At 45.0% G+C, this 18901-nt stretch carries 20 protein-coding genes and 2 pseudogenes; 19 read left to right on the plus strand and 3 right to left on the minus strand.

What is annotated here, in order from left to right:
• Nucleotides 1–9: 9 nt before the first annotated feature.
• The 8 genes from ACSFXJ_RS04365 to ACSFXJ_RS04400 all read left to right on the plus strand — a co-directional run bounded on the left by ACSFXJ_RS04365 (nt 10) and on the right by ACSFXJ_RS04400 (nt 6570).
• Nucleotides 10–174, plus strand: coding sequence for a hypothetical protein (locus ACSFXJ_RS04365; protein ID WP_435924015.1), 165 nt, complete (start codon nt 10–12; stop codon nt 172–174).
• 132 nt (nt 175–306) lie between these two features.
• Nucleotides 307–510, plus strand: coding sequence for a hypothetical protein (locus tag ACSFXJ_RS04370; protein ID WP_429827503.1), 204 nt, complete (start codon nt 307–309; stop codon nt 508–510).
• 122 nt (nt 511–632) lie between these two features.
• Nucleotides 633–866, plus strand: a complete 234-nt coding sequence (locus ACSFXJ_RS04375; protein ID WP_435924016.1) for an HGGxSTG domain-containing protein — start codon at nt 633–635, stop codon at nt 864–866.
• Complete coding sequence (locus ACSFXJ_RS04380) at nt 805–2325, plus strand: DUF5704 domain-containing protein (protein ID WP_435924017.1); 1521 nt, start codon at nt 805–807, stop codon at nt 2323–2325. The genes ACSFXJ_RS04375 and ACSFXJ_RS04380 overlap by 62 nt, the downstream gene beginning before the upstream one ends.
• The gene (locus ACSFXJ_RS04385; protein WP_435924010.1) at nt 2322–2843 is read left to right on the plus strand and encodes a hypothetical protein; all 522 of its coding nucleotides are present in this window, start codon (nt 2322–2324) and stop codon (nt 2841–2843) included. The genes ACSFXJ_RS04380 and ACSFXJ_RS04385 overlap by 4 nt, the downstream gene beginning before the upstream one ends.
• Nucleotides 2844–2930: 87 nt before the next feature.
• Entirely contained in the window at nt 2931–4703 is a 1773-nt protein-coding gene (locus ACSFXJ_RS04390) for a hypothetical protein (protein ID WP_435924018.1), read from the plus strand.
• Between the two features lie 6 nt (nt 4704–4709).
• Nucleotides 4710–5183, plus strand: a complete 474-nt coding sequence (locus ACSFXJ_RS04395; RefSeq protein WP_435924019.1) for a hypothetical protein — start codon at nt 4710–4712, stop codon at nt 5181–5183.
• A gap of 526 nt (nt 5184–5709) precedes the next feature.
• Nucleotides 5710–6570, plus strand: a complete 861-nt coding sequence (locus ACSFXJ_RS04400) for a replication initiation factor family protein (protein WP_435924020.1) — start codon at nt 5710–5712, stop codon at nt 6568–6570.
• On the opposite strand, the gene ACSFXJ_RS04405 is transcribed toward ACSFXJ_RS04400, so the two are convergent.
• Nucleotides 6533–6739 (minus strand): helix-turn-helix domain-containing protein, encoded by a 207-nt coding sequence (locus ACSFXJ_RS04405; RefSeq protein ID WP_435924021.1) that lies wholly within the window; start codon nt 6737–6739, stop codon nt 6533–6535. The genes ACSFXJ_RS04400 and ACSFXJ_RS04405 overlap by 38 nt on opposite strands.
• Before the next feature lie 160 nt (nt 6740–6899).
• Here ACSFXJ_RS04405 and ACSFXJ_RS04410 point away from each other — a divergent pair, with 160 nt between their 5' ends.
• The 9 genes and pseudogenes from ACSFXJ_RS04410 to ACSFXJ_RS04450 all read left to right on the plus strand — a co-directional run bounded on the left by ACSFXJ_RS04410 (nt 6900) and on the right by ACSFXJ_RS04450 (nt 15552).
• The gene (locus ACSFXJ_RS04410) at nt 6900–7676 is read left to right on the plus strand and encodes a recombinase family protein (protein WP_435924022.1); all 777 of its coding nucleotides are present in this window, start codon (nt 6900–6902) and stop codon (nt 7674–7676) included.
• Nucleotides 7677–7801: 125 nt separating this feature from the next.
• A pseudogene (locus ACSFXJ_RS04415) lies at nt 7802–9040 on the plus strand (IS110 family transposase).
• Nucleotides 9041–9273: 233 nt separating this feature from the next.
• Nucleotides 9274–9597 carry a hypothetical protein gene (locus tag ACSFXJ_RS04420; protein ID WP_435924023.1) on the plus strand — a complete coding sequence of 108 codons (324 nt, stop codon included), beginning with the start codon at nt 9274–9276 and terminating at the stop codon, nt 9595–9597.
• Between the two features lie 30 nt (nt 9598–9627).
• Nucleotides 9628–9984 carry a hypothetical protein gene (locus ACSFXJ_RS04425; protein WP_435924024.1) on the plus strand — a complete coding sequence of 119 codons (357 nt, stop codon included), beginning with the start codon at nt 9628–9630 and terminating at the stop codon, nt 9982–9984.
• Between the two features lie 608 nt (nt 9985–10592).
• Nucleotides 10593–10889 carry a hypothetical protein gene (locus ACSFXJ_RS04430; RefSeq protein ID WP_435924025.1) on the plus strand — a complete coding sequence of 99 codons (297 nt, stop codon included), beginning with the start codon at nt 10593–10595 and terminating at the stop codon, nt 10887–10889.
• A 1087-nt stretch (nt 10890–11976) separates the two neighbouring features.
• A pseudogene (locus ACSFXJ_RS04435) lies at nt 11977–12739 on the plus strand (recombinase family protein).
• Between the two features lie 194 nt (nt 12740–12933).
• Nucleotides 12934–14172, plus strand: coding sequence for an IS110 family transposase (locus ACSFXJ_RS04440; protein ID WP_435924026.1), 1239 nt, complete (start codon nt 12934–12936; stop codon nt 14170–14172).
• A gap of 179 nt (nt 14173–14351) precedes the next feature.
• The gene (locus ACSFXJ_RS04445; RefSeq protein WP_435924027.1) at nt 14352–14651 is read left to right on the plus strand and encodes a hypothetical protein; all 300 of its coding nucleotides are present in this window, start codon (nt 14352–14354) and stop codon (nt 14649–14651) included.
• Between the two features lie 439 nt (nt 14652–15090).
• Nucleotides 15091–15552 (plus strand): hypothetical protein, encoded by a 462-nt coding sequence (locus ACSFXJ_RS04450; RefSeq protein WP_435924028.1) that lies wholly within the window; start codon nt 15091–15093, stop codon nt 15550–15552.
• Between the two features lie 228 nt (nt 15553–15780).
• Here ACSFXJ_RS04450 and ACSFXJ_RS04455 read toward each other — a convergent pair whose 3' ends face one another.
• Both ACSFXJ_RS04455 and ACSFXJ_RS04460 read right to left on the minus strand, forming a co-directional pair.
• Complete coding sequence (locus tag ACSFXJ_RS04455; RefSeq protein WP_435924029.1) at nt 15781–16116, minus strand: hypothetical protein; 336 nt, start codon at nt 16114–16116, stop codon at nt 15781–15783.
• 539 nt (nt 16117–16655) lie between these two features.
• The gene (locus tag ACSFXJ_RS04460) at nt 16656–17006 is read right to left on the minus strand and encodes a hypothetical protein (RefSeq protein WP_435924030.1); all 351 of its coding nucleotides are present in this window, start codon (nt 17004–17006) and stop codon (nt 16656–16658) included.
• Nucleotides 17007–17200: 194 nt separating this feature from the next.
• Here ACSFXJ_RS04460 and ACSFXJ_RS04465 point away from each other — a divergent pair, with 194 nt between their 5' ends.
• Together ACSFXJ_RS04465 and ACSFXJ_RS04470 are read left to right on the plus strand one after the other, a co-directional pair.
• Complete coding sequence (locus ACSFXJ_RS04465) at nt 17201–18562, plus strand: lipase family protein (RefSeq protein ID WP_435924031.1); 1362 nt, start codon at nt 17201–17203, stop codon at nt 18560–18562.
• Nucleotides 18563–18576: 14 nt separating this feature from the next.
• Complete coding sequence (locus ACSFXJ_RS04470; protein ID WP_435924032.1) at nt 18577–18843, plus strand: hypothetical protein; 267 nt, start codon at nt 18577–18579, stop codon at nt 18841–18843.
• Nucleotides 18844–18901 lie beyond the last annotated feature (58 nt).

Raw genomic sequence — 18901 nt, forward strand, 5'->3', positions numbered from 1 at the left:
AATAGAGAGATGTTGAACCTAAGTCCCGAAGCATTAGAAGCACGCCGGCAATACAGAAGACAGTATGAGCGTGAGTATAGGCGCAAATGGCGGCAGAAACCAGAGAATCGTTTGAAAGTAAAGGAGTACGAGCGCAGATACTGGGAACGCAAGGTACAGCAATCCAAGGAATAACACATGCAGCCCGACGCTCTTAGGCAGCACACCAATTCAAATGTACAACCAAGGACTTTTTACGGCAGCAGGCACGAAACCACGAAACCACGAGAGCAACCAAATACGAAAGTCACAGGAGAAAATAGGACAATGACGAAACATGAAGAATTCTTATGGGAACTACTACTTCACGAGATCGAAACGAAAGCAGAGTTAACACGTCTGTACTTTGATTGCTTTACATTCATCACTCAAACAGAACAGCTTGAGGCATTTCAATTGCATAAGAAACAAAGGGCAGAGAGTAGGAAGGCGTTAGAAGAATCCTGCTCTATGGATGAACCAGAATATTGAACATGTAATGAAACAAGGTCAGAGAATATTCATAGGTAGATGGATAAACAGCTTGGAGGCAAGATGCCCTCCCCCCGGTCGGGGAAACGATACCCCATGAAATGAGGTTAGGCGGTGAAAGCATGGAGAAAAAGCTGTGCGGAGCTAAAACGAGACGCGGCGAACCTTGTAAGAAAGCTGTTCTAGCAAATGGTCGTTGTAGGTTACATGGTGGAAAATCTACGGGGCCAAAGAATAAGGTTAAACATAGCGAGAGATTAAAGGGTAATAAAAACGCATTGAAACATGGGCTGTATGAAGCAATCTGGGAGGATACGCTCGGGCGGCCAAGTTACGCTATACCCGAACGGATATGATCCGCCAACGGTTGAACTCCGTAACAGCACGATCGTCGAGGATCATGTATTTCCGAAGGATACCGGAACGATCAGCTTTACTCCGGAAGTGATCGATGGCGGGAACCAGGAACCGACCGAAGCGGATGCTCCGGATGACACGGAAGCGCTGAAGGCTATCGCCGAATCCCAAACGGAAGATCCTGAAGTGCAGAATGACGGACTTATTTTTAATAGCGAAACGATCATGGATGATTCCTTGGTTGTCCAGGATGGGCCGATGCCTTCGGAAATTCCTTACCCGGACAGGATCGGGGACGATGTGCTTTATGAAGGCGGGCAATGGATCAGCAGCTCGCTGTTGAACAAAGCGAATGCCGAAAGTGACGGAACCATTTATTATCGCCTGCTGCCGGAACAGGTGGACGGGGGAAGCGACCGGCAATTTCCCATTTACGGCATTAACGACGTCACCGTCCATACGCCGGTGGTGAACTATTCGTCGGTCAGCGACGATCAACTGCACAACCAGAAAACAAAGCCGAACACCGCGCGGGCGGCGTTGATCCTGGAGCGGCCGTTTACGGTGCGGATTCCGACAAACGGTCAGCATTTGAGCGAATGGTCTTACCCGGGATACGGGGATCGTGACTATGCCAAATACTACCGGACGAAGCAGGTCCTGTTCCCTTTTGATGTATATAACGAGAGTCAAACCCAGTTCATTCCTAAAAATACATGGATCGATATCCCCGTGGATCAACTGGATACGACATTCTTTTTACCGGTATGGGTAGATGAAGGGGATTACCAGGTATACTTCCGGAATATTGCGGAGAACTCCCCGTATAACTACGCAAACCAGGGAGAACCCGATGCCAACCTGGATCTGATCCATCATATGGCGACCGACGAGGTATCGGTGGAGGTGATCGGTCGGGTCTATGATTTTCATGTAACGGATATCGCCGATTATAACTGGGAGACGGTGTTCCGGACCGGGAAAGGCAGCCCGGATGTACGAGGACTCTCCTACTGGATCGGCCGGAGAGGCATTGACGGCGATCCCCGCGGGAACAGCGCGACGTACACGCTGCCGATTCGTCCCGGAAGCCACCCGCAGAAAGGGTTTATGAACACGGCGATAAAGACGGGCTACCACTTCAAATTCGACTTCAAAACGAAGGGAAATATGTTCGGTAAACAGGACGGAATCCGCATCACGCCGACCTTTTACTTCGTGAGCAAGGACGGAAAGCAGCGGTTTGAGGCGGATGTCTATTACAAAACGAATACCCGCCAGTTTGTGAAGATCGGTTCGCCGGAGGATCAGGTACAGCGGTATGTTATTTTGAATGACCGGCTGCGAAATGTACCGACCGAGGAACTGAAGGATACGGCTTCTTACAAGTTCGAGAAATACGATATTTTCGGCAACATGATGAAGCACAGTACGAGAAGCAGTATTTGGAGAAGGTGACGAAGCAAAAGACGCCGGTAGGCGGGTATAGTCTGCTATTATTGCCCGAGCAATTACGGACGTTTATCGGGCCGAAGACGAATTTGCCGCCGTCCGTGGATCAGCTGAGAGCCAATGCGGCGATCCAAAAATGGTATGGGGAATACAGCTTGCCGGCCGATCCGTATGTCGTGAAAGCGGGAACGAATATCGCGGAATACGGACGGACGCACGGAGGGCTGGACGAAAAGTCGCCGATTTTCCGGAAAAACGGATACATCATCGTCAATTTCAACATCGAAACGATCCGGGATGGCGACCTGAATGACCCTCACCTGCAGTATATTGATGCTCCCATGATGAACAAGGTCGACCCGCAGACCAACCTGAAGCGGGAGAACCAGTGGGAAATGGAAGGCTTCCTGCCGGTCGTCAGCGATTCATTTGGAAATACGTTCGAACTCACGTATGGAGATGTTGTGTTCTATCATGCGGACAAGTCCAGCAGAGATGATTTTAGCTCCCAAGTGCCGCAGTAAAGAGGGGGTAGCGAACAAAAGGCCTCAAACTTCATGATGGCCTTTTGTTCTGCACCCGAAGCGAAAAAAGTCATGGGAGGAAGTCGTTTGAAAATAGAAGTGGATGCGAACAGCCTGAAGCAAACGGGGCGAACGCTGAATTCCACGGCTCAAAGCATCGATCAGATCCGGGACACCCTGCGGCGTGCAATGGGAAACTTAACGATGGAAAGCCGCTCGCGGCCGGACGTGGATGGAATGTACCGGCAAATCGATCAGCGCCTTGGGGAATTGGAGCAGAATTTGGCGCAATGGTCCGGCTTTGCCATCCGCAAGGCGGAACAGTTTACTACGGATGATGCTGCCGGGAAAAGGATCGAGTCGAATGCGGGCTGGGATTGGCTCAAGATTATCGGCAAGGCGTTGGATTTTTTGCCGGTGATCGGGATCAAGGGTGTAATTGAGGGGCTAGGCCGATATGTCATCGGCACCGCGGAAGGGATCAGGCTCTTGGGGATGGCGGATGAGTCACCGGGAGATGTTCGTTTTGCCGCCCGGCAAACCAACGGAGAAAATCAACCGGATTCGGTGGTTTTATTGGCGGGCCGAGGAGGAGACGTGGCCGGTTCTGTCCAACTGGCTAGTCAAAAGGAGCCGGGTGAGCCGAATATAAACGAGACGAATCTGGCGATGCTGCTGGAGCTATATGAAAATGAAAGAGGATACTCGCTATTTCGGGGCGAAGTGGTTTATAGAGATATGGCCATGGAGCATGTCCCGCTATTTTTGAAATTTGCCCTGGATAAAGGATATGATCCGGACACCTTCGAATACCTGGAATTCCGGGATCGATCCGAAGCGTATCGGAGAATGGAAGAAACAATAAGCGGTCTGCAAGAAGCGCATCAGGCATATAAGGAGAGTCTGCTTGACGGATATGAAACTCTGGCATTTGGCCGGGGATTATATATGGGGCTGGAAAATAGCGTCAACAAAACGGCGAATCAATTCGTTGAGATCGTTTCCCATCCGTTGGAAAGCGGCAAAGCAGCATTGCAAGGCATCAAGCAGATCTATATAGACCTAAATGAAGAAGCAAGAAAATTTGCAGCGGATCCGGTAGGCTACATCAAACAAACGGCAACAGATAAGTGGAATGATTATGCAGGCTTATATGCTGAACTGGAAAGTCTTGAACCGAGTCAGAGATGGGAACGCATCGGCGGAATCATTGGAGAAAATATGCTCGCCGTCGCGGCAAGTCTGATTGGGGGAGGCGTGGCTGGACAGGCGGTCAAGAAGGTATCCATAGTCGTCGGGTCAAAGATAGATGTAGATGTTCCGGTGAAGGACAAGGCCCCCGATAAGCGGAAAGAGTCTTCTTCTGAGTCTAATGAGGATGAGAGGGGGGATGAGGGGACGGGAAAAGCTAATCTAACAGAACCTTCTTTACCTAAAGGTGGAAAACCTAGAGGAAACTATACAAAAGGTGACTCACACGGTATTAAGAAAGAGAGTGAAACAGCCGATCTAATGGCAGATCAAGGATATGACATTGAGATGCTAGATGAAGTAAACGGTGGTAATGGATACGGAATAAAAGAGTCGTCAAATCCAGATTTTCTAATTGAAGGTAAGGTATTTGACTGTTATGCACCAACAATAGACACAAATGTAGATAACCTTCTTAGAAACATAACTAAAAAAACTAAAACACAAGCAGAAAGAATAGTTCTAAATTTAGATCAGTTCCCTTCTGGGAAAGTCGCCGAAATTATTCAAGGGATTTTAAGAAAAGCAAATCCAAATGGTGATTTAAAGAACTTAAAAGAACTATTTATTGTGAAAGATGGGGAAATTACACGAGTTTTTGGGGGATAGAAGTTAATGGATTATGAATTGTTTTTACTATCTAATGTAGATAATAATTCATTAGGTGAGATGCTAGAAAGATTTACGACTGAGTATGCGAACAGGAAGGCTTCGTTGAGTTGTAACGATGAGGAAATAGTTATTGGGTCTGAACTATTTTCATTAGTTCTTGAAATTGAAGATATTTCTGATATCGATTTTGTTAAAAATCATTATAACTTAGATGTGAATGTTTGTATTAGAGTTCAATTATTTGGTAATACGTTCTATCAAGGACTAGAGCTTTTGTTTAAAATTATGGGAAGGCTTATAAAACATATTGATGGAAATCTATTATTTCTAGAAGATGGTTCAGCTCAGTTGCTTAGAATTGAGAATGGTCAGCTAATTGTCAATAACGCTTTAGATCAGTATCAGACGAAATATTTAACCACAAGTCTACTTAGACTACTTGACCGTCCTTACATTGAAAAGGAATTGTCAAACTAAGATGTAAATGTGAATCTGTGGGGCTACCCAGTGCCGAATGACTCAATCATTCAACCAATAACACATATAACCCATGTAATACCCGTAAAAAGATTTCTTCATTTCGGTTGTACACACATCAAATGCTTTAGTTTTATAACCTAAATAACGCTATTCCGTTACATTGAACAGGTCGATTATGGTCAGATACCACCATAATTGATCTGTTTTTTGTTATCTTCGTTTTCTTGCGTTTTTTTCAATTTTACTCGCAACTGTAGAATACGCGCCACGATAGAGAGGATGAAATAACAGTAAATCGCATCTTTTAGGGTAGATACCGTCACTATTAAGAGTAGGGCGGCTAAAACGAAGGTTTTTTTCATAACGTCCGCAACTTAATTAAACCATTCAACGATTGTTACAGCGCAAGGAAGAAATCTGCTGACGAGCAGTTGACATAGAACAGGCAGGGAACGTATAAGGCTAGCCACCTGCCCTCTAATAAAGCCCGAAATTCATGAAAAAATTCGGGAGGGGGCGGCACATGAAAAGGGTAACGGTATCCATAGACCGTATAGTCATTGACTTTACAGACGTGTACTGGGACTTCTTCAATGAGTTCCATAAACGAATTTGTTACTATTACGGGGTCAGGATGACGGTGGGGGACAGGGGATTTCAATACCGTATCAGAATCAACACAGGGGAACACTTCCTGCATATCTCCTATAAGTTGGTTTATGCTCCGAAAACTCGAAAGAACACGCTCAGGATCGAAGCCTATCCGAAGTCGCTTGTTTACTTCCGTCATTGGCTCGAACAAATCCGAGAGTACGCTGATCAGATCTTGTTTGTAAGGTGTGATGTAGCATTTGACATTCCTGTTCAATTAAGTGATCTGTTCACGATGTCTACGAAGGGTCGTAAGCTACGCCTGTTTAAAAACACTCGCTATTACAACGGCAAGCATCAGCGTCAGGAGGATGGTTATTGTCGGGTGTATGACAAGAAACGTCAGTTGTTGGAGACAAGGCGACAGAAAATCAGAGGGGAGCGAACGAGAATGGAAATTGTATATGCCCCTAAGGAGAAGATACCGCTTGCTACACTCGTTCAGTATCCGCCGCAATTTAACAGCAAGTATCTATGTGCTGTACTGACAGACCTGTCCAAGTTCAGCCCAAAGGTGGGGCGGCTAGTGCAGGAAATTCAGCAAGAAGAACTTCTGACGCAGGATACGACCCCTTATTACCGTAAGCAAATTCAGGAACAAATGAAAACTCAGGATGTTATTGACCTGAATGAAGTAGCGGCAGAGCAATGGCAGAAAGCGATAACTCTCCCCTGCGCCATTCTATCCGGTAAGGTTAGTCATCTTCCTGTACAAGAAGTTCGCTTAGGCTGATGTTTAATGTCTTACAGATAATATCGAATGTACTGAGATGAACTCTGTCAACATCACTGGAGCATAGATGACTTATGGTATTTGGTCGCAGTCCTGTTAACCTTGCTAGTTCACGCTGAGACATATTACGTTCAGCTAGAATCTCTTTGAGTTTGACGACAACGGGCAATATGACACCAACTTCCGACCGGATATAATTACCCCTATCATACGATTTCTTATCACCTTATGGAAATGATTGATTGTATCGCTTAGTAGGTATATAATCGCATTGTATCTACTAAGCGTTACAGTAATTCAGATTTCTGTAACGGTGGGGAGGAATCAGAGTGAATGTCATCGGTTACGTCAGAGTATCAACGCAAGGACAAGCCAAAGATGGCTACAGTTTATCGTATCAGCAGGATGCAATTCGCTCCTACTGTCAGGAGCAAGGATGGAATCTGATGAACATATACAGCGATGAAGGTATCAGTGGGGCGAAGGTCGATGAAGAAGCCCTAGAAGTGGACAGAATCGGCTTTCAGAGCATATTAGCCGCCCTGTCTACTCAATCCATTGATTCAGTTATCGTCCTCAATACAAGCCGTTTATGGCGGTCTGACATTGTGAAAGTGTTGGTGCATCGAGAGTTCAAGAAGCATGGGGTGGACGTTCGGAGCATCGAACAGCCGACCTATAGCATTTACAAGAAAGACCCAAACGACTTCTTGATTAACGGAATGATGGAACTGCTTGACCAGTATCAACGGCTCGAAATCGCCCTCAAGCTAGGCAGGGGGCGTTACAAGAAAGCGGAGCAAGGCGGTTATGCCGGAGGGAGAGCCACCTTCGGCTACAAGGCAAAGAAAGGTCAGAAGTACATCCAAGTGGACGAGAAGCAAGCTATAACCGTCCGCAGAGTATTTCAGCTAAAGGAAAAGCATCCGGCATGGACTTTGACCCAAGTTGCAGAAACTATGAATGAGGAAGGATATAAAACTGGGCAAGGAAGATTGTTTACGAAAGTGCAAATTAAACGAATTTTGGACAAACGTGATTTTTATAGTGGAACATACCGCTATGGAAATATAGAAGCAGATGGCTTGCATGAAGCCATACTGTGACAAGTATTGATTGGAGAGGCTTGCGTCCCGTTGCGAACCGAAAGGTTAACGCTTGAACTGAGGTTGCCCCCATTCTTTACCTATCACGACAAACTAACAATCCGTACACAGGGGTGATTTCTTTTATGCACTACAAAATGCGTCATGTCTATGTTGGTTTAGACCTGCATAAGGCCCACCATACAGCGGTTATCATTAACTGTTAGCATGAGCGACTGGGTGAAATTCAAATCCAGAATAAGCCATCTGCCTTTGACGACTTGGTGAAGTTCGTCAAGAAACATACGCCAAAAGGGATGACCCCTGTCTATGGATTAGAGGATACGGGCGGCAACGGCAGAGCATTAGCCGTTCACCTTGTCGAGAAGAAGCAAATCGTCAAAGAAGTCAATTCTGCTCTGTCCTACAACGAACGTATGAGTAATGCAACGACCCAAAAGAGCGACAGCTGGGATGCGTTTTGCATTGCGAAGGTTCTGTTTGCAAGGCTCGATGACCTGCCGGATGCGAATCCGCAGGACATTTACTGGACTATCGGGCAACTGGTTGCAAGAAGGAATTCTATCATAAAACATGCCGCAACGCTCAAGAACCAGCTTCATCAGCAGTTAAGCTATCATTATCCGTCCTACAAGAAGTTCTTCTGTGATATTGACGGGAAGGCGGCTCTAGCCTTTTGGGAGAAGTACCCTGCTCCACATCACTTGGAGTCGGTGGGGGCGGAGGAACTAGCGGCATACCTCCGTAAAGCTAGCCATAACACCTGTTCTACACGGAAAGCAGAGGAAATCTTGGAACTGATGAAGAAGGACGGGGAAACGAAACGGAACTACCAAGCATCAAGAGACTTCCTAGTCGTGAATATGGTACAGGACATGAAGCGGAGCAGAGAACTGATTAAGGAGACGGAAGCACAGCTTCGTCAGGTGCTAGCCGAAACCGACTTTAAGTTGCAGTCGATGGACGGAATCAGTACCGTTACAGCGGCGGAACTGATTGCCGAAATCGGGGACATTCGCCGCTTCTCCAACGCTGACAAGCTAGCCCGTTTTGCAGGAATCGCTCCTATCCGTTTTAGTTCAGGAGGCAAGGGAAAAGACCAAGCAAGCGGACAAGGAAATCGTGTATTAAACGCCATTTTCCATAACCTAGCCGTTCAACAAATTCAAGTAGCTAAAGGCGACAACAAGAAGCAACGTAATCCTGTATTCTACGAGTATTACCAACGGAAGCTAGCTGAAGGAAAAACCAAGAAGCAAGCCCTTATATGCGTCATGAGAAGGCTTGTAAACATCATCTACAGCATGATGAAGAACAAGACAGAGTATCGGGTGGCAACTCTAACAGAACGCCAAGCAAGCTGATATAATGGTGGTAATTGGAAGAACCAGTTGCCACCTTCTTTATTCCCAAGTTTAAGATTACAACTTAGGGGACGCCTAAAGCTGAAAATGATGTCGACATAGAAAATGCTAAAAAAATAACTCATTTTGATAATCCAGCAGACCCATTTAGAGATGCATTTGGTGCGGGTTCAAAATCACATCCAGAAGAATGGAATAAACTAATCAAGGATATGGAGGATAGTGGTGTTGAGGTGGTTTATCGAGAAGGTGCAATGGGTTATGGACCTCTGAGAAAAGGCGAACCAGGCCAGATTCTAATAGATCCTGAAGCATCCATGAGTGCTTTGAGACATGAATATAGTCACTATACAGAGGCTAAATCAAATGGATTCCCATCTGCTGCCGAATCATATCAGGACTGGGAAGGGAGAATTGCAGATGAACTTAAAGCATATACAATTGAAATTGAAGAAGCTAAAAGATTAGGATTGGATAATATAGCAGAACAACTGCAAAAGAACTTTGAGGCAGAGAAGCAGTACATTTTGGATAGATACGGACCAATAACCGAATGAGTATTTATTATTAAAGGGGGGAGATTTACTATGGCTTCAATAGCTGAATTAGTAGAAGAAATTAAAACTGATAAGATTAAAAACGGTGATTTAATAGTATGTTTAGAAGCTAAGAATTTAAGAGTTGTTGCGATGGCAATGTTCAAATTGATTGAAAGAAATTACTGTGATTATAGAATTGTTGACAGGTTAGCTGAACTTGGAGAACTTTTAACTGACAATAAATTTATTGGACCATGGCAATTCGGTCATGTTGCAATCGCTACACTATCCCTTTTGGATAATGAGGATGCAAAGGTTAAGTTTAACGAACTTTTTGAGGGCCTAAGCGATAATGATAAATTTTTAGTAGAGAATTTTATTGAGTCAGAGTCATACAAAGCTTAGAGGAAACCTTTTATTCTTTACCCATACTGCACCATCCTAAGCGCACCATGCACCATCCATTGAACTGGCGGGTGGTAACGAAGCTAAGCAAATTCGATTATTCATGCTCTGCGAAGATTAAACCTAATCGGTAAATCATTCAAAAGTGTGATGTGATGCGGCACTCTAATCGAATCTATTCGGGAGTTACCGTTAATATCTAGGCAGTCTTGTTATTCATGGAATATTCCAATGTGACAAATTCAAGATTCAAATAACGCTCAATGCTTCTGTATGTCTGGTGTGATTCCTGCCTGTAGAGTGTCTAACCTATAAGGGAAGACAACTTGAAAGGAGAAATTAATCATGATGCATCCCGTAAAAGAATGCATTCAGAAGCTAGGACTAACACATCGGGCGTTTGTTGTCCTGTATGACATCTCATGGGAGAGGCTTCGTAGTTGCTTGTATGGCTACACCGATTCCATCCCCCGCGCCATCCTGAATGTTATGATACAGAATGGCTATGATGAACTAGAGGCACAGCGTCAATATCTCGTATGGCGGAAATGGAGAGTACAACAAGAGCTTGCCGCCCCCGCCGCCGTGCTAGAAGGGAGGGCTAACGCATGACAAGACTACCGTTAGATACAGTCCTAACCCTAATGCGGCGGGAAAACGTGCTCGGTCATGGCTCTGATATGGACGAGCTTGCCCGTATCTTTGCCAAGCATGTTAACGATACTCTGTCACAGGAGCAAGCCGAACTAAGCCTAGCTCACTACCTCGCCAAATCAACGCATAAGGATGTCGTTCATCGAAATCAAGTATTAGCAAAGTTAGCTCGGTTCCTGAATCAGTATGGATGGGATCTATCCGATTATCATGTAGACTACTACAAAAAATACCTGCCGTTGTTTCGATAAACCTTTTCCCCCGCCATTGTGCTGGGGTTCTTTTTGCTGTTTCGTTGGGGTTTATAAAAATATGGGGGCGGGGATGGTTCGGGGTTATTTCACGATCTCAATCATCTACATATCTATTCTTGGGTCATTAATGGCTGATTCAAGTATATTCAACTGTATCTGCCTATCGTTGTTGGATGACTTCTTTAGAGCTTCTTTTCTTCCTGTTATGCTATCCTCTATTTCTATCTTACTCGTGTTCCTATTCTCTATTCTTACAGTTTAGCGTCCATTTCAGTCTCACCCCCCGCCCGCTCCGCAGGCGGGGAGTTCACCTGTGTGAAGGGAGGACAACAGAGCGTTCCCCCTCTTGCGAGGGAGAACGACTAGGCTGTGTGAAGTTGAGGTATCCCGAGCCTACGAGACATCTGGCGCACCCAGGTGTAGCTTTACTGCGCGGATAGTCGGAACCATCACTCTGTCAAGGTTCCCTGTCCATTTGGACACTACGACGGAAAATCTGGGGAAGTTGAAGTAAGGCATCACGTCTTACTTTGCCAAAGGCGAATCTTCCGCTTCTAACGCGACTTTGTTCATGTAATGGAAAGGAATTACATGATCACATTCGGCTGATGAACGCCGAGGCATTTTTTAACGTGTTCTTCTGCGACCACGGGTAGAGCTTCGTATATTCATTTTTACGACCTTAATAGACCTGTTACTTTCTCTATACGACTAGACTAGGACAGAGTTAAGGGAACCGCATCAAGTTTCTATAAAATATTCTCATAGGAAACACGCTGCCCCTGCGCCAGCGAGGGCGGTTCCTTCTTTCCCAAGACACTGGGGGGGTTCTTCGATTGCCCAGTCCTGATTCCACGAAATGATTAAAAATATATATACTATGCGTCCCGCCCCCCCTTTACATGCCTCCCGTGATATGGTTCTGTATTTCCCACAGCAAGTTGATTTCGCCCTTTGACAATCGCATATAGAAGCCTGTGAACTGCCCCGCCGTCCGCCTGTTTGACGTATGCGGAATACGCGGCGGCAGTGGATGATTCCAAGGGCGTTACGAAAACTGGAATTACTGAAACGGGGTGATGTCATGAAAGAGCGTGTAATCGGTTATGTCCGTGTCTCTACGCAAGGACAGGTCAAGGATGGCTATTCCCTTGCCTACCAAACGGAGGAGATACAGCGGTACTGCGCCGCCCACAACCTCGAACTGCTGGACATCTATAAGGATGAAGGCATTTCAGGGGCAAAGGTGGACGAGGACGAGCTAACCATAGAACGCGAGGGGCTTCAAGAAATGCTGTCTGATCTGAAATGGCGAGATGTGAAGTTTATCGTTGTTCTGAACACTAGCCGTCTATGGCGAGCAGATATCGTGAAGGTGCTGATTCAGCGGGAGCTAAAGCGGCATCAAGTCAATGTCAAAGCCATTGAACAGTCGCAATACAGCATCTATGCCCATGATCCAAACGATTTCCTAGTCAATGGCATGATGGAGCTACTAGACCAATACCAGCGGTTAGAGATTGCCTTGAAGCTAAGCCGAGGGCGGCTATGCGGGAGGTAGAGTAGCATATGGCTATTCAGCCGCCAAAGGACAAAAGACGCTCTCCAGCGACCCTGTACAGGCTGAGACGGTACGTAGGCTGTTCGAGATCAAGGCAGAGCATTCGTCATGGTCGTTGTCCTAAATCGCGGCAGAACTGAATCAGGCGGGCTACAGAACGGTTCAAGGCAAGCCATTCACGAAGGTGCAGGTGAAGCGAATCCTAGACCGTGAGGACTTCTATCGGGGGATGTATCGCTATGGACAGATAGAAGCGAAAGGTGTACACCAGCCGATTATTCTCTAATCTCCACCGCCACGCTTAAATGTGGCGTAGCCGTATCGTATAGAGCAAGTAGAAGTACCTTTTATTAATGGTTAAACCAGAAAAGAATGGATAGGCTTGCGTCCCAATGCGGGTCATGCGAATGACTAACGCTCGAACTGAGGTTGCCGACTTTCTTTTCTATTTATTACATTCGTAGATCGAGGTGATTTCTTTTGAATCAACATTATAAACAAAAGCATATTTACGTAGGTGTAGACCTTCATAAGGCTACTCATACTGCCGTGATCGTAAACTGCTGGTATGAGAAGTTGGGCGAAATCCAGTTTGAGAACAAGCCCGCCGCCTTCGAGGAATTGCTTCCGTTTGTTAAGAAGTTATGCAAAAGAGGCATGACCCCGATCTATGGATTGGAGGATGCGAGCGGCTATGGGCGGTCATTAGCCGTATTCCTCGTAGAGAATAAGCAGAAGGTGAAAGAAGTCAATTCGGCATTGTCCTTTGCTGAGCGCAAGAGCTACCCGACTACACAGAAAAGCGATAGCTGGGATGCAGAGTGTGTGGCGAAGATACTTGTTAGCAAGCTCGAAATCCTACCCGATGCGAATCCGCAGGACATCTATTGGACAATCGGGCAACTTGTAGCGAGGAGAAACGCGCTGATTAAGGCTCATACTGCGCTCAAAAACCAGCTTCACATGCAGTTGTCCCATCACTATCCTAGCTACAAGAAGTTCTTTAGCGGTATTGATGGGAAATGTGCCTTGGAGTTCTGGCATACCTACCCCGCCCCGCACCATCTGAAAGGCGTTGGTTTAGAGGATTTGCGGGAGATGCTGTTGAAATCCAGTCACAACACCTGTTCGACTAAGAAAGCCGAGGAAATCATGGCATGGGTGGCGGCTGATGGCGAGACTAAGCGGGAGTATCAAGAATCTAGGGATTTCCTGATTCAAAGCCATGTCCGAGACATCCGTTTTAAGAAGGAAGAAGTTCTGAAGGTAGAAGATCAACTAAGCCGCATGATGAAGCAACTGGGCTTCCAGCTAGAGACAATGCCAGGCATCGACCTAGTAACAGCATCGGCTCTAGTTGCTGAGATCGGAGACATTCACCGTTTTTCCTGTCCTGACAAGCTGGCTCGTTTTGCTGGCATTGCTCCTGTAAAGTTCAGTTCGGGTGGGAAAGGCAAAGAACAGAAGAGCAAGCAGGGCAACCGCACCCTACATGGCATCTTCTATAACCTTGCTGTCCAGCAGGTGCAAGTTTCCAAAGGAAGCAAGCTCCCCCGCAACCCTGCTTTCCTAGCCTACTATGAACGAAAGCAAGAGGAAGGCAAAACGAAAGGACAAGCATTAGTTTGCATCATGCGGCGGCTGGTCAACATCATTTACGGCATGATGAAGAACAAAACACCGTACATCGCCCCGCCCCTCGCTGAACAAGTTGCCTAATGATAGAATGGTGGTAGTTGGAAAATCTGACTGCCACCATCCTTTTAGTGGGATTTAGCTTTACCACATAGGGGACGGGTGAAATTCCTAAGATTAAAAGTGCTAAAGAGGTTGAAATAGTAAACCACAGAGGAGAATCTTTAGGAGCGAATCAATTCGTTGAGATCGTTTCCCATCCGTTGGAAAGCGGCAAAGCAGCATTGCAAGGCATCAAGCAGATCTATATAGACCTAAATGAAGAAGCAAGAAAATTTGCAGCGGATCCGGTAGGCTACTTTAAACAAACGGCAACAGATAAGTGGAATGATTATGCGGGCTTATACGCTGAACTGGAGAATCTTGAACCGAGTCAGAGATGGGAACGCATCGGCGGAATCATTGGAGAAAATATGCTCGCCGTTGCGGCAAGTCTGATTGGGGGAGGCGTGGCTGGACAGGCGGTCAAGAAGGTATCCATAGTCGTCGGGTCGAAGGATTGATGTAGATGTCCCGATAAAGGACAAGGTCCCCGATAAGCAGAAAGAGTCTTCTTCTGAGTCTAATGAGGATGAGGGGACGGGCAAATCTATTGGTAATCAGTCAGTAATCAAGGTGATGTCCGAAAATGATGCAAATGTATAGATCAAATCCAAATTATGATTGCTCTGAAATAGCAGATGATTTGGCCAATGCATCAGGTGGCAAAGGAGAGATAATAACAATACGCTCTTCAGATAAGTATGGACAAATAGAAGTGAATGAATATGATCGAAGGTTGAATTTGAGTACCACACAGTGTACTCAGACGGTAAATATGTCTATGATCCTCGATATAGCAAAGTGCCAGTACTAAAAGAAACATATTTAGATCGATTAAGCAAAGACAATGATGGGAAGATAGCTATTACAAATCAAGTGCTAGAGTAAAGGAGAAATAAGATGAACCGAAAAAGTTTTTATTTTAAAGATTCATCGGAAATAAATCGGGATCAGAGAATGGCATATACTATTTCGAAGCTTGGTACATTTGATTGGGTTAGATTTAATATGTACTCTGAAGATGATATATATAAGACGACTCCAGGATTTTACTTTAGATTCTCAAATGGCGGTAATCTATACAATAAATTGAAAGAGTGTATAAAGGAGTATGAAGGGAAACTAAGTTGGAGTATGTATATGAGTAGAGATACAAAGCATCAAAATTATATTATTGAACCCAGCGAAGTTTGTGTGGCAAAATCTACAAAAGAATATTATGAGTATTATGATGTGAGGAGGATTTTAAAAGAGAGGTATGGCTATATATGTGAAACAGCAATTGAGGACATAGAACCTCTGTGCAATCATATTGAGACATGGTTTAACCTGAAAGACGCAAAACCAAAACTTCCTGATTAATATAGAAACTAATGATTCAGTTTTACAACTCAATAACAAGATCGAATCATATAACCAACAAAGCCACAATACGAGCTATCCGGCCGTATTGTGGCCTTTTTCATTCTCTGATATGACGAAGGTTGGATGCAATAGACCCCTCCCAGTGCCCAATGAATCCATCATTCAACCAATAACACATAAATCCATTAAATACCCGAAGGCTTCCCGTCAGCCATTTAAATATGATTAGTCAGCATTGTCACTGATTACCGCCCGGTCCATGATTTCGCTAGCTCCGCCCAAGCTAGTGACTTCATAAGACTTGTGGTTAATTGCAATGTGGAAGTTTTCCTCCGGATCACTGACCATATGGCCGTATAACACGATTTCGTAAGTGATGGGATCATTGATTTCATAATATTCGGAAATAACGACATCCGTGTTGAAATGAGTTTTCATATATTCTTTTGCAATAGGAACAGCCTTGTTAAAAATGGCGTTTTTCTGTGATTTGGGGATACACCCGGCGAGCAGGCTTAGAGTGAGAACGGAAATAAAAGTGATTTTCAATATTCTTAACATAATTCACCTCGTTTTCTATATAAGTGCTATGTCATCCTGTGTATTTCTATACTATAGTTCAACTTATATAGCACAATAAAAAACCTTTTTATCTGTATGTTTCTATGTATGATACTATATTGATATAATTTTTAAGAATTTCAATACGGATAAAATTGTTATCGTATAACGCAGCACTGAACCTCCAGGTCAACCCTTGTGGAGTATCTGGTGGATTATGAAATCGATAGGGTAGACGTTGTTTGCGGCAGGATGGAAAATTTTGGATGGATTCTATGAGTTCTACGGAAAAATAAAGGGCAACCCCTGGAACATGTCTCAGTCTGATGCGGCACGGATGTATCATAAGCTAGAGTCCGATTATCAGACGAATCAGTTCCGTCAAGCGGAGGTGCTCTATGAAGCCGTCACAAAGGCTATGAATAACATTGGAGTTTAGGCCTTGATAATACGTATCTGTAATTACGGTATTAACCTTGTGGCAGAATAATCAAGAAAAGATAGCTGAACCGGTTTATAGACCCGATGAGAAAATACCCTTAGAGAACATCATTCAATTCCCTCTCCACCTTTTTTTCTTTGATAATCTTTGCCACGCTAATACTGGAAACTTCATATGTTTTATGATTGATGCTTATGGTGAAAGTTGCTCCAGAATCATCAACCATATGACCATACAGAACAATTACAGAGTTAGCTGGGTCGTGAATTTCATAGTTGCTGAGAATTGTGACGTCAATATTATAATTATCTTTCATGTATTCTTTCGCAATAGGAACGGCCCTGATATAAATGGCCTCTTTCTGCGCTTTGGACATACAACCGACAAGTAAACTTAAAATTAAAATCGATACCAGAGTTACTTTGAACAATTTCAACGAATTACCCACCGCCATTCTTCTCCTTTCTTCTATCTGTTTAGTTTATCTGCTACAATTTCACTGGCAATCACGACTTCATTGTAAATGAGATTTCATAATAACCTTCGCACAGGTCTTTTATATCTTGAGATTGTTATTTATAATACTTCTATACTATATTAACCTATACTTGAATATTGTGGAATGGGAGGGGCGGCATTGTCTTGAATTATACATCTGATCAGGATTATCATACTTTTTCTTCTCAAGCTTATGTTAGAGCATCAAAAAATGGTGAAATCGTGGGTCGCAATCAGGATTGGGAAATCACCACACCCGTTGGGACGGTGCTGCATGATACGAATGGTTCCGGATTCGATGCAACGATTTTTAAGAATATCAATACGGATGAAATTGTCATCGCTTACCGCGGAACAGAACCGCCGGGCCGGCCATTGTGGAGTATGCTGGTGGATTATGAGACCGATGGGATGGACGTGGTTGGCGGCAGGATGAAAAACTTGGAGGAATTCCATGAGTCCTACGAAAAAATAAAGGACAACCCTTGGATCATGTCTCAGCCCGATGCGGCACGGATGTATCACAAGCTGGAATCCGATTATCAAACGAATCAGTTCCGTCAGGCGGAGGTACTCTATGAAACCGTTGCAAAGACGTATCCGAATTCGGAGATTACGACCACGGGCCACTCTTTGGGCGGGGCGTTGGCGGAATATGTAGCCGTTCGCAACGGACTCTCCTCCACCAGCTTTAATGCGCCCAGCATTAACCATCTCCTGTCCGACGAGCTCAGAGAGAAAAGCGAGAGAGGCGACTTCGACAAAACCAACGTAGCTTATGTGGACCCGGGGGATTCCATCGGTTCAGGATTGGCCGATCCGGATAGACATGCAGGTTCAACCTACTATACATATTCAACTTATGAAGAAGCCAACAAGAAGTACCAGGATTATACATACACATATAAGGTTCCCCTGGTTGTAGCCGTCGGGGAGCCCGATTTTTGGAATTTTCCGAAATTTAAAATTATTTATGTACCGGTAACAAGATCTATACAAAGCTTTGGGGTTTTCAGGAAAATGTATAATTCCATCTCAGGCGAAGCGCGTCATGGGCTGGATAGGTTTACCTTCGATGATGAAGGCAACATATCCAATGATCTATTTACCATGGATGGCCAGCGTCTGGATGGTTCGCCAAGGTGGAATTCTTACGAAGAGAGCTTGAGGGTACAGGAACAGATCTCCGGTCAGGGAACCGGAATCGGAATGAGCGGGATTTTTTCAACCGTCAACGGGACGATTCAACTCAGGCCGGAAGCATTAAAGGAAGCGGGACAAATCTTAAATCGTCACGTTCTGGAGTTTCAGGGGGAGCTGCCCGCCGCGATTCGGACGATCCAGCGTTTGGTGGAGTCGAGCAGCAGCCGTTCACTCCAGCCGATCGTAATAAGCTTGATTCAAACGTTGCATACGTTCAATAACTGGTATGTGAACGAAGGGCAGCAAATCGCCGACTATATTAACAAGAAGGCGGACGACTTTATCCGTGCGGATCGTGGTTAGAAGGGGGAACGCAGTTGAGCAGAATCATGGTGGAATTGACGGATCTCATGAATGCGGACCGGGAACTGACCAAATTGCTTTGGACGCTTCAGGAAAATGAACAGCATGTCCGCGCCGTCACGGAGGGAATTGCCGACTGGAAGGGACAGGCCGCGGACGAACTGCGGAACCGGCTGAACGTATTCTTTAAAGGATTACAGAATCAAATTCATTTTATTGAAGAGCGGAGAACGGAATTGGTCAAATATACCTACCGGATGGAACGGATTGACCAACAATAGTAAGTATGAGATAAAAATAGTTTTAAATGACCAGCTCCGGGGAATGAGACCCGGGGTT

Origin of the sequence: Paenibacillus salivarius (assembly GCF_051307165.1) — a bacterium.
Classification (GTDB): domain Bacteria; phylum Bacillota; class Bacilli; order Paenibacillales; family Paenibacillaceae; genus Fontibacillus.

What these genes read in the sequence shown, in the direction of transcription:
- ACSFXJ_RS04365 (WP_435924015.1), top strand. Translation starts at nt 10, where the DNA reads ATGTTGAACCTAAGTCCCGAAGCATTAGAAGCACGCCGGCAATACAGA.
- ACSFXJ_RS04370 (WP_429827503.1), top strand. Translation starts at nt 307, where the DNA reads ATGACGAAACATGAAGAATTCTTATGGGAACTACTACTTCACGAGATC.
- ACSFXJ_RS04375 (WP_435924016.1), top strand. Translation starts at nt 633, where the DNA reads ATGGAGAAAAAGCTGTGCGGAGCTAAAACGAGACGCGGCGAACCTTGT.
- ACSFXJ_RS04380 (WP_435924017.1), top strand. Translation starts at nt 805, where the DNA reads ATGAAGCAATCTGGGAGGATACGCTCGGGCGGCCAAGTTACGCTATAC.
- ACSFXJ_RS04395 (WP_435924019.1), top strand. Translation starts at nt 4,710, where the DNA reads ATGGATTATGAATTGTTTTTACTATCTAATGTAGATAATAATTCATTA.
- ACSFXJ_RS04400 (WP_435924020.1), top strand. Translation starts at nt 5,710, where the DNA reads ATGAAAAGGGTAACGGTATCCATAGACCGTATAGTCATTGACTTTACA.
- ACSFXJ_RS04425 (WP_435924024.1), top strand. Translation starts at nt 9,628, where the DNA reads ATGGCTTCAATAGCTGAATTAGTAGAAGAAATTAAAACTGATAAGATT.
- ACSFXJ_RS04430 (WP_435924025.1), top strand. Translation starts at nt 10,593, where the DNA reads ATGACAAGACTACCGTTAGATACAGTCCTAACCCTAATGCGGCGGGAA.
- ACSFXJ_RS04450 (WP_435924028.1), top strand. Translation starts at nt 15,091, where the DNA reads ATGAACCGAAAAAGTTTTTATTTTAAAGATTCATCGGAAATAAATCGG.
- ACSFXJ_RS04455 (WP_435924029.1), bottom strand. Translation starts at nt 16,116, where the DNA reads ATGTTAAGAATATTGAAAATCACTTTTATTTCCGTTCTCACTCTAAGC.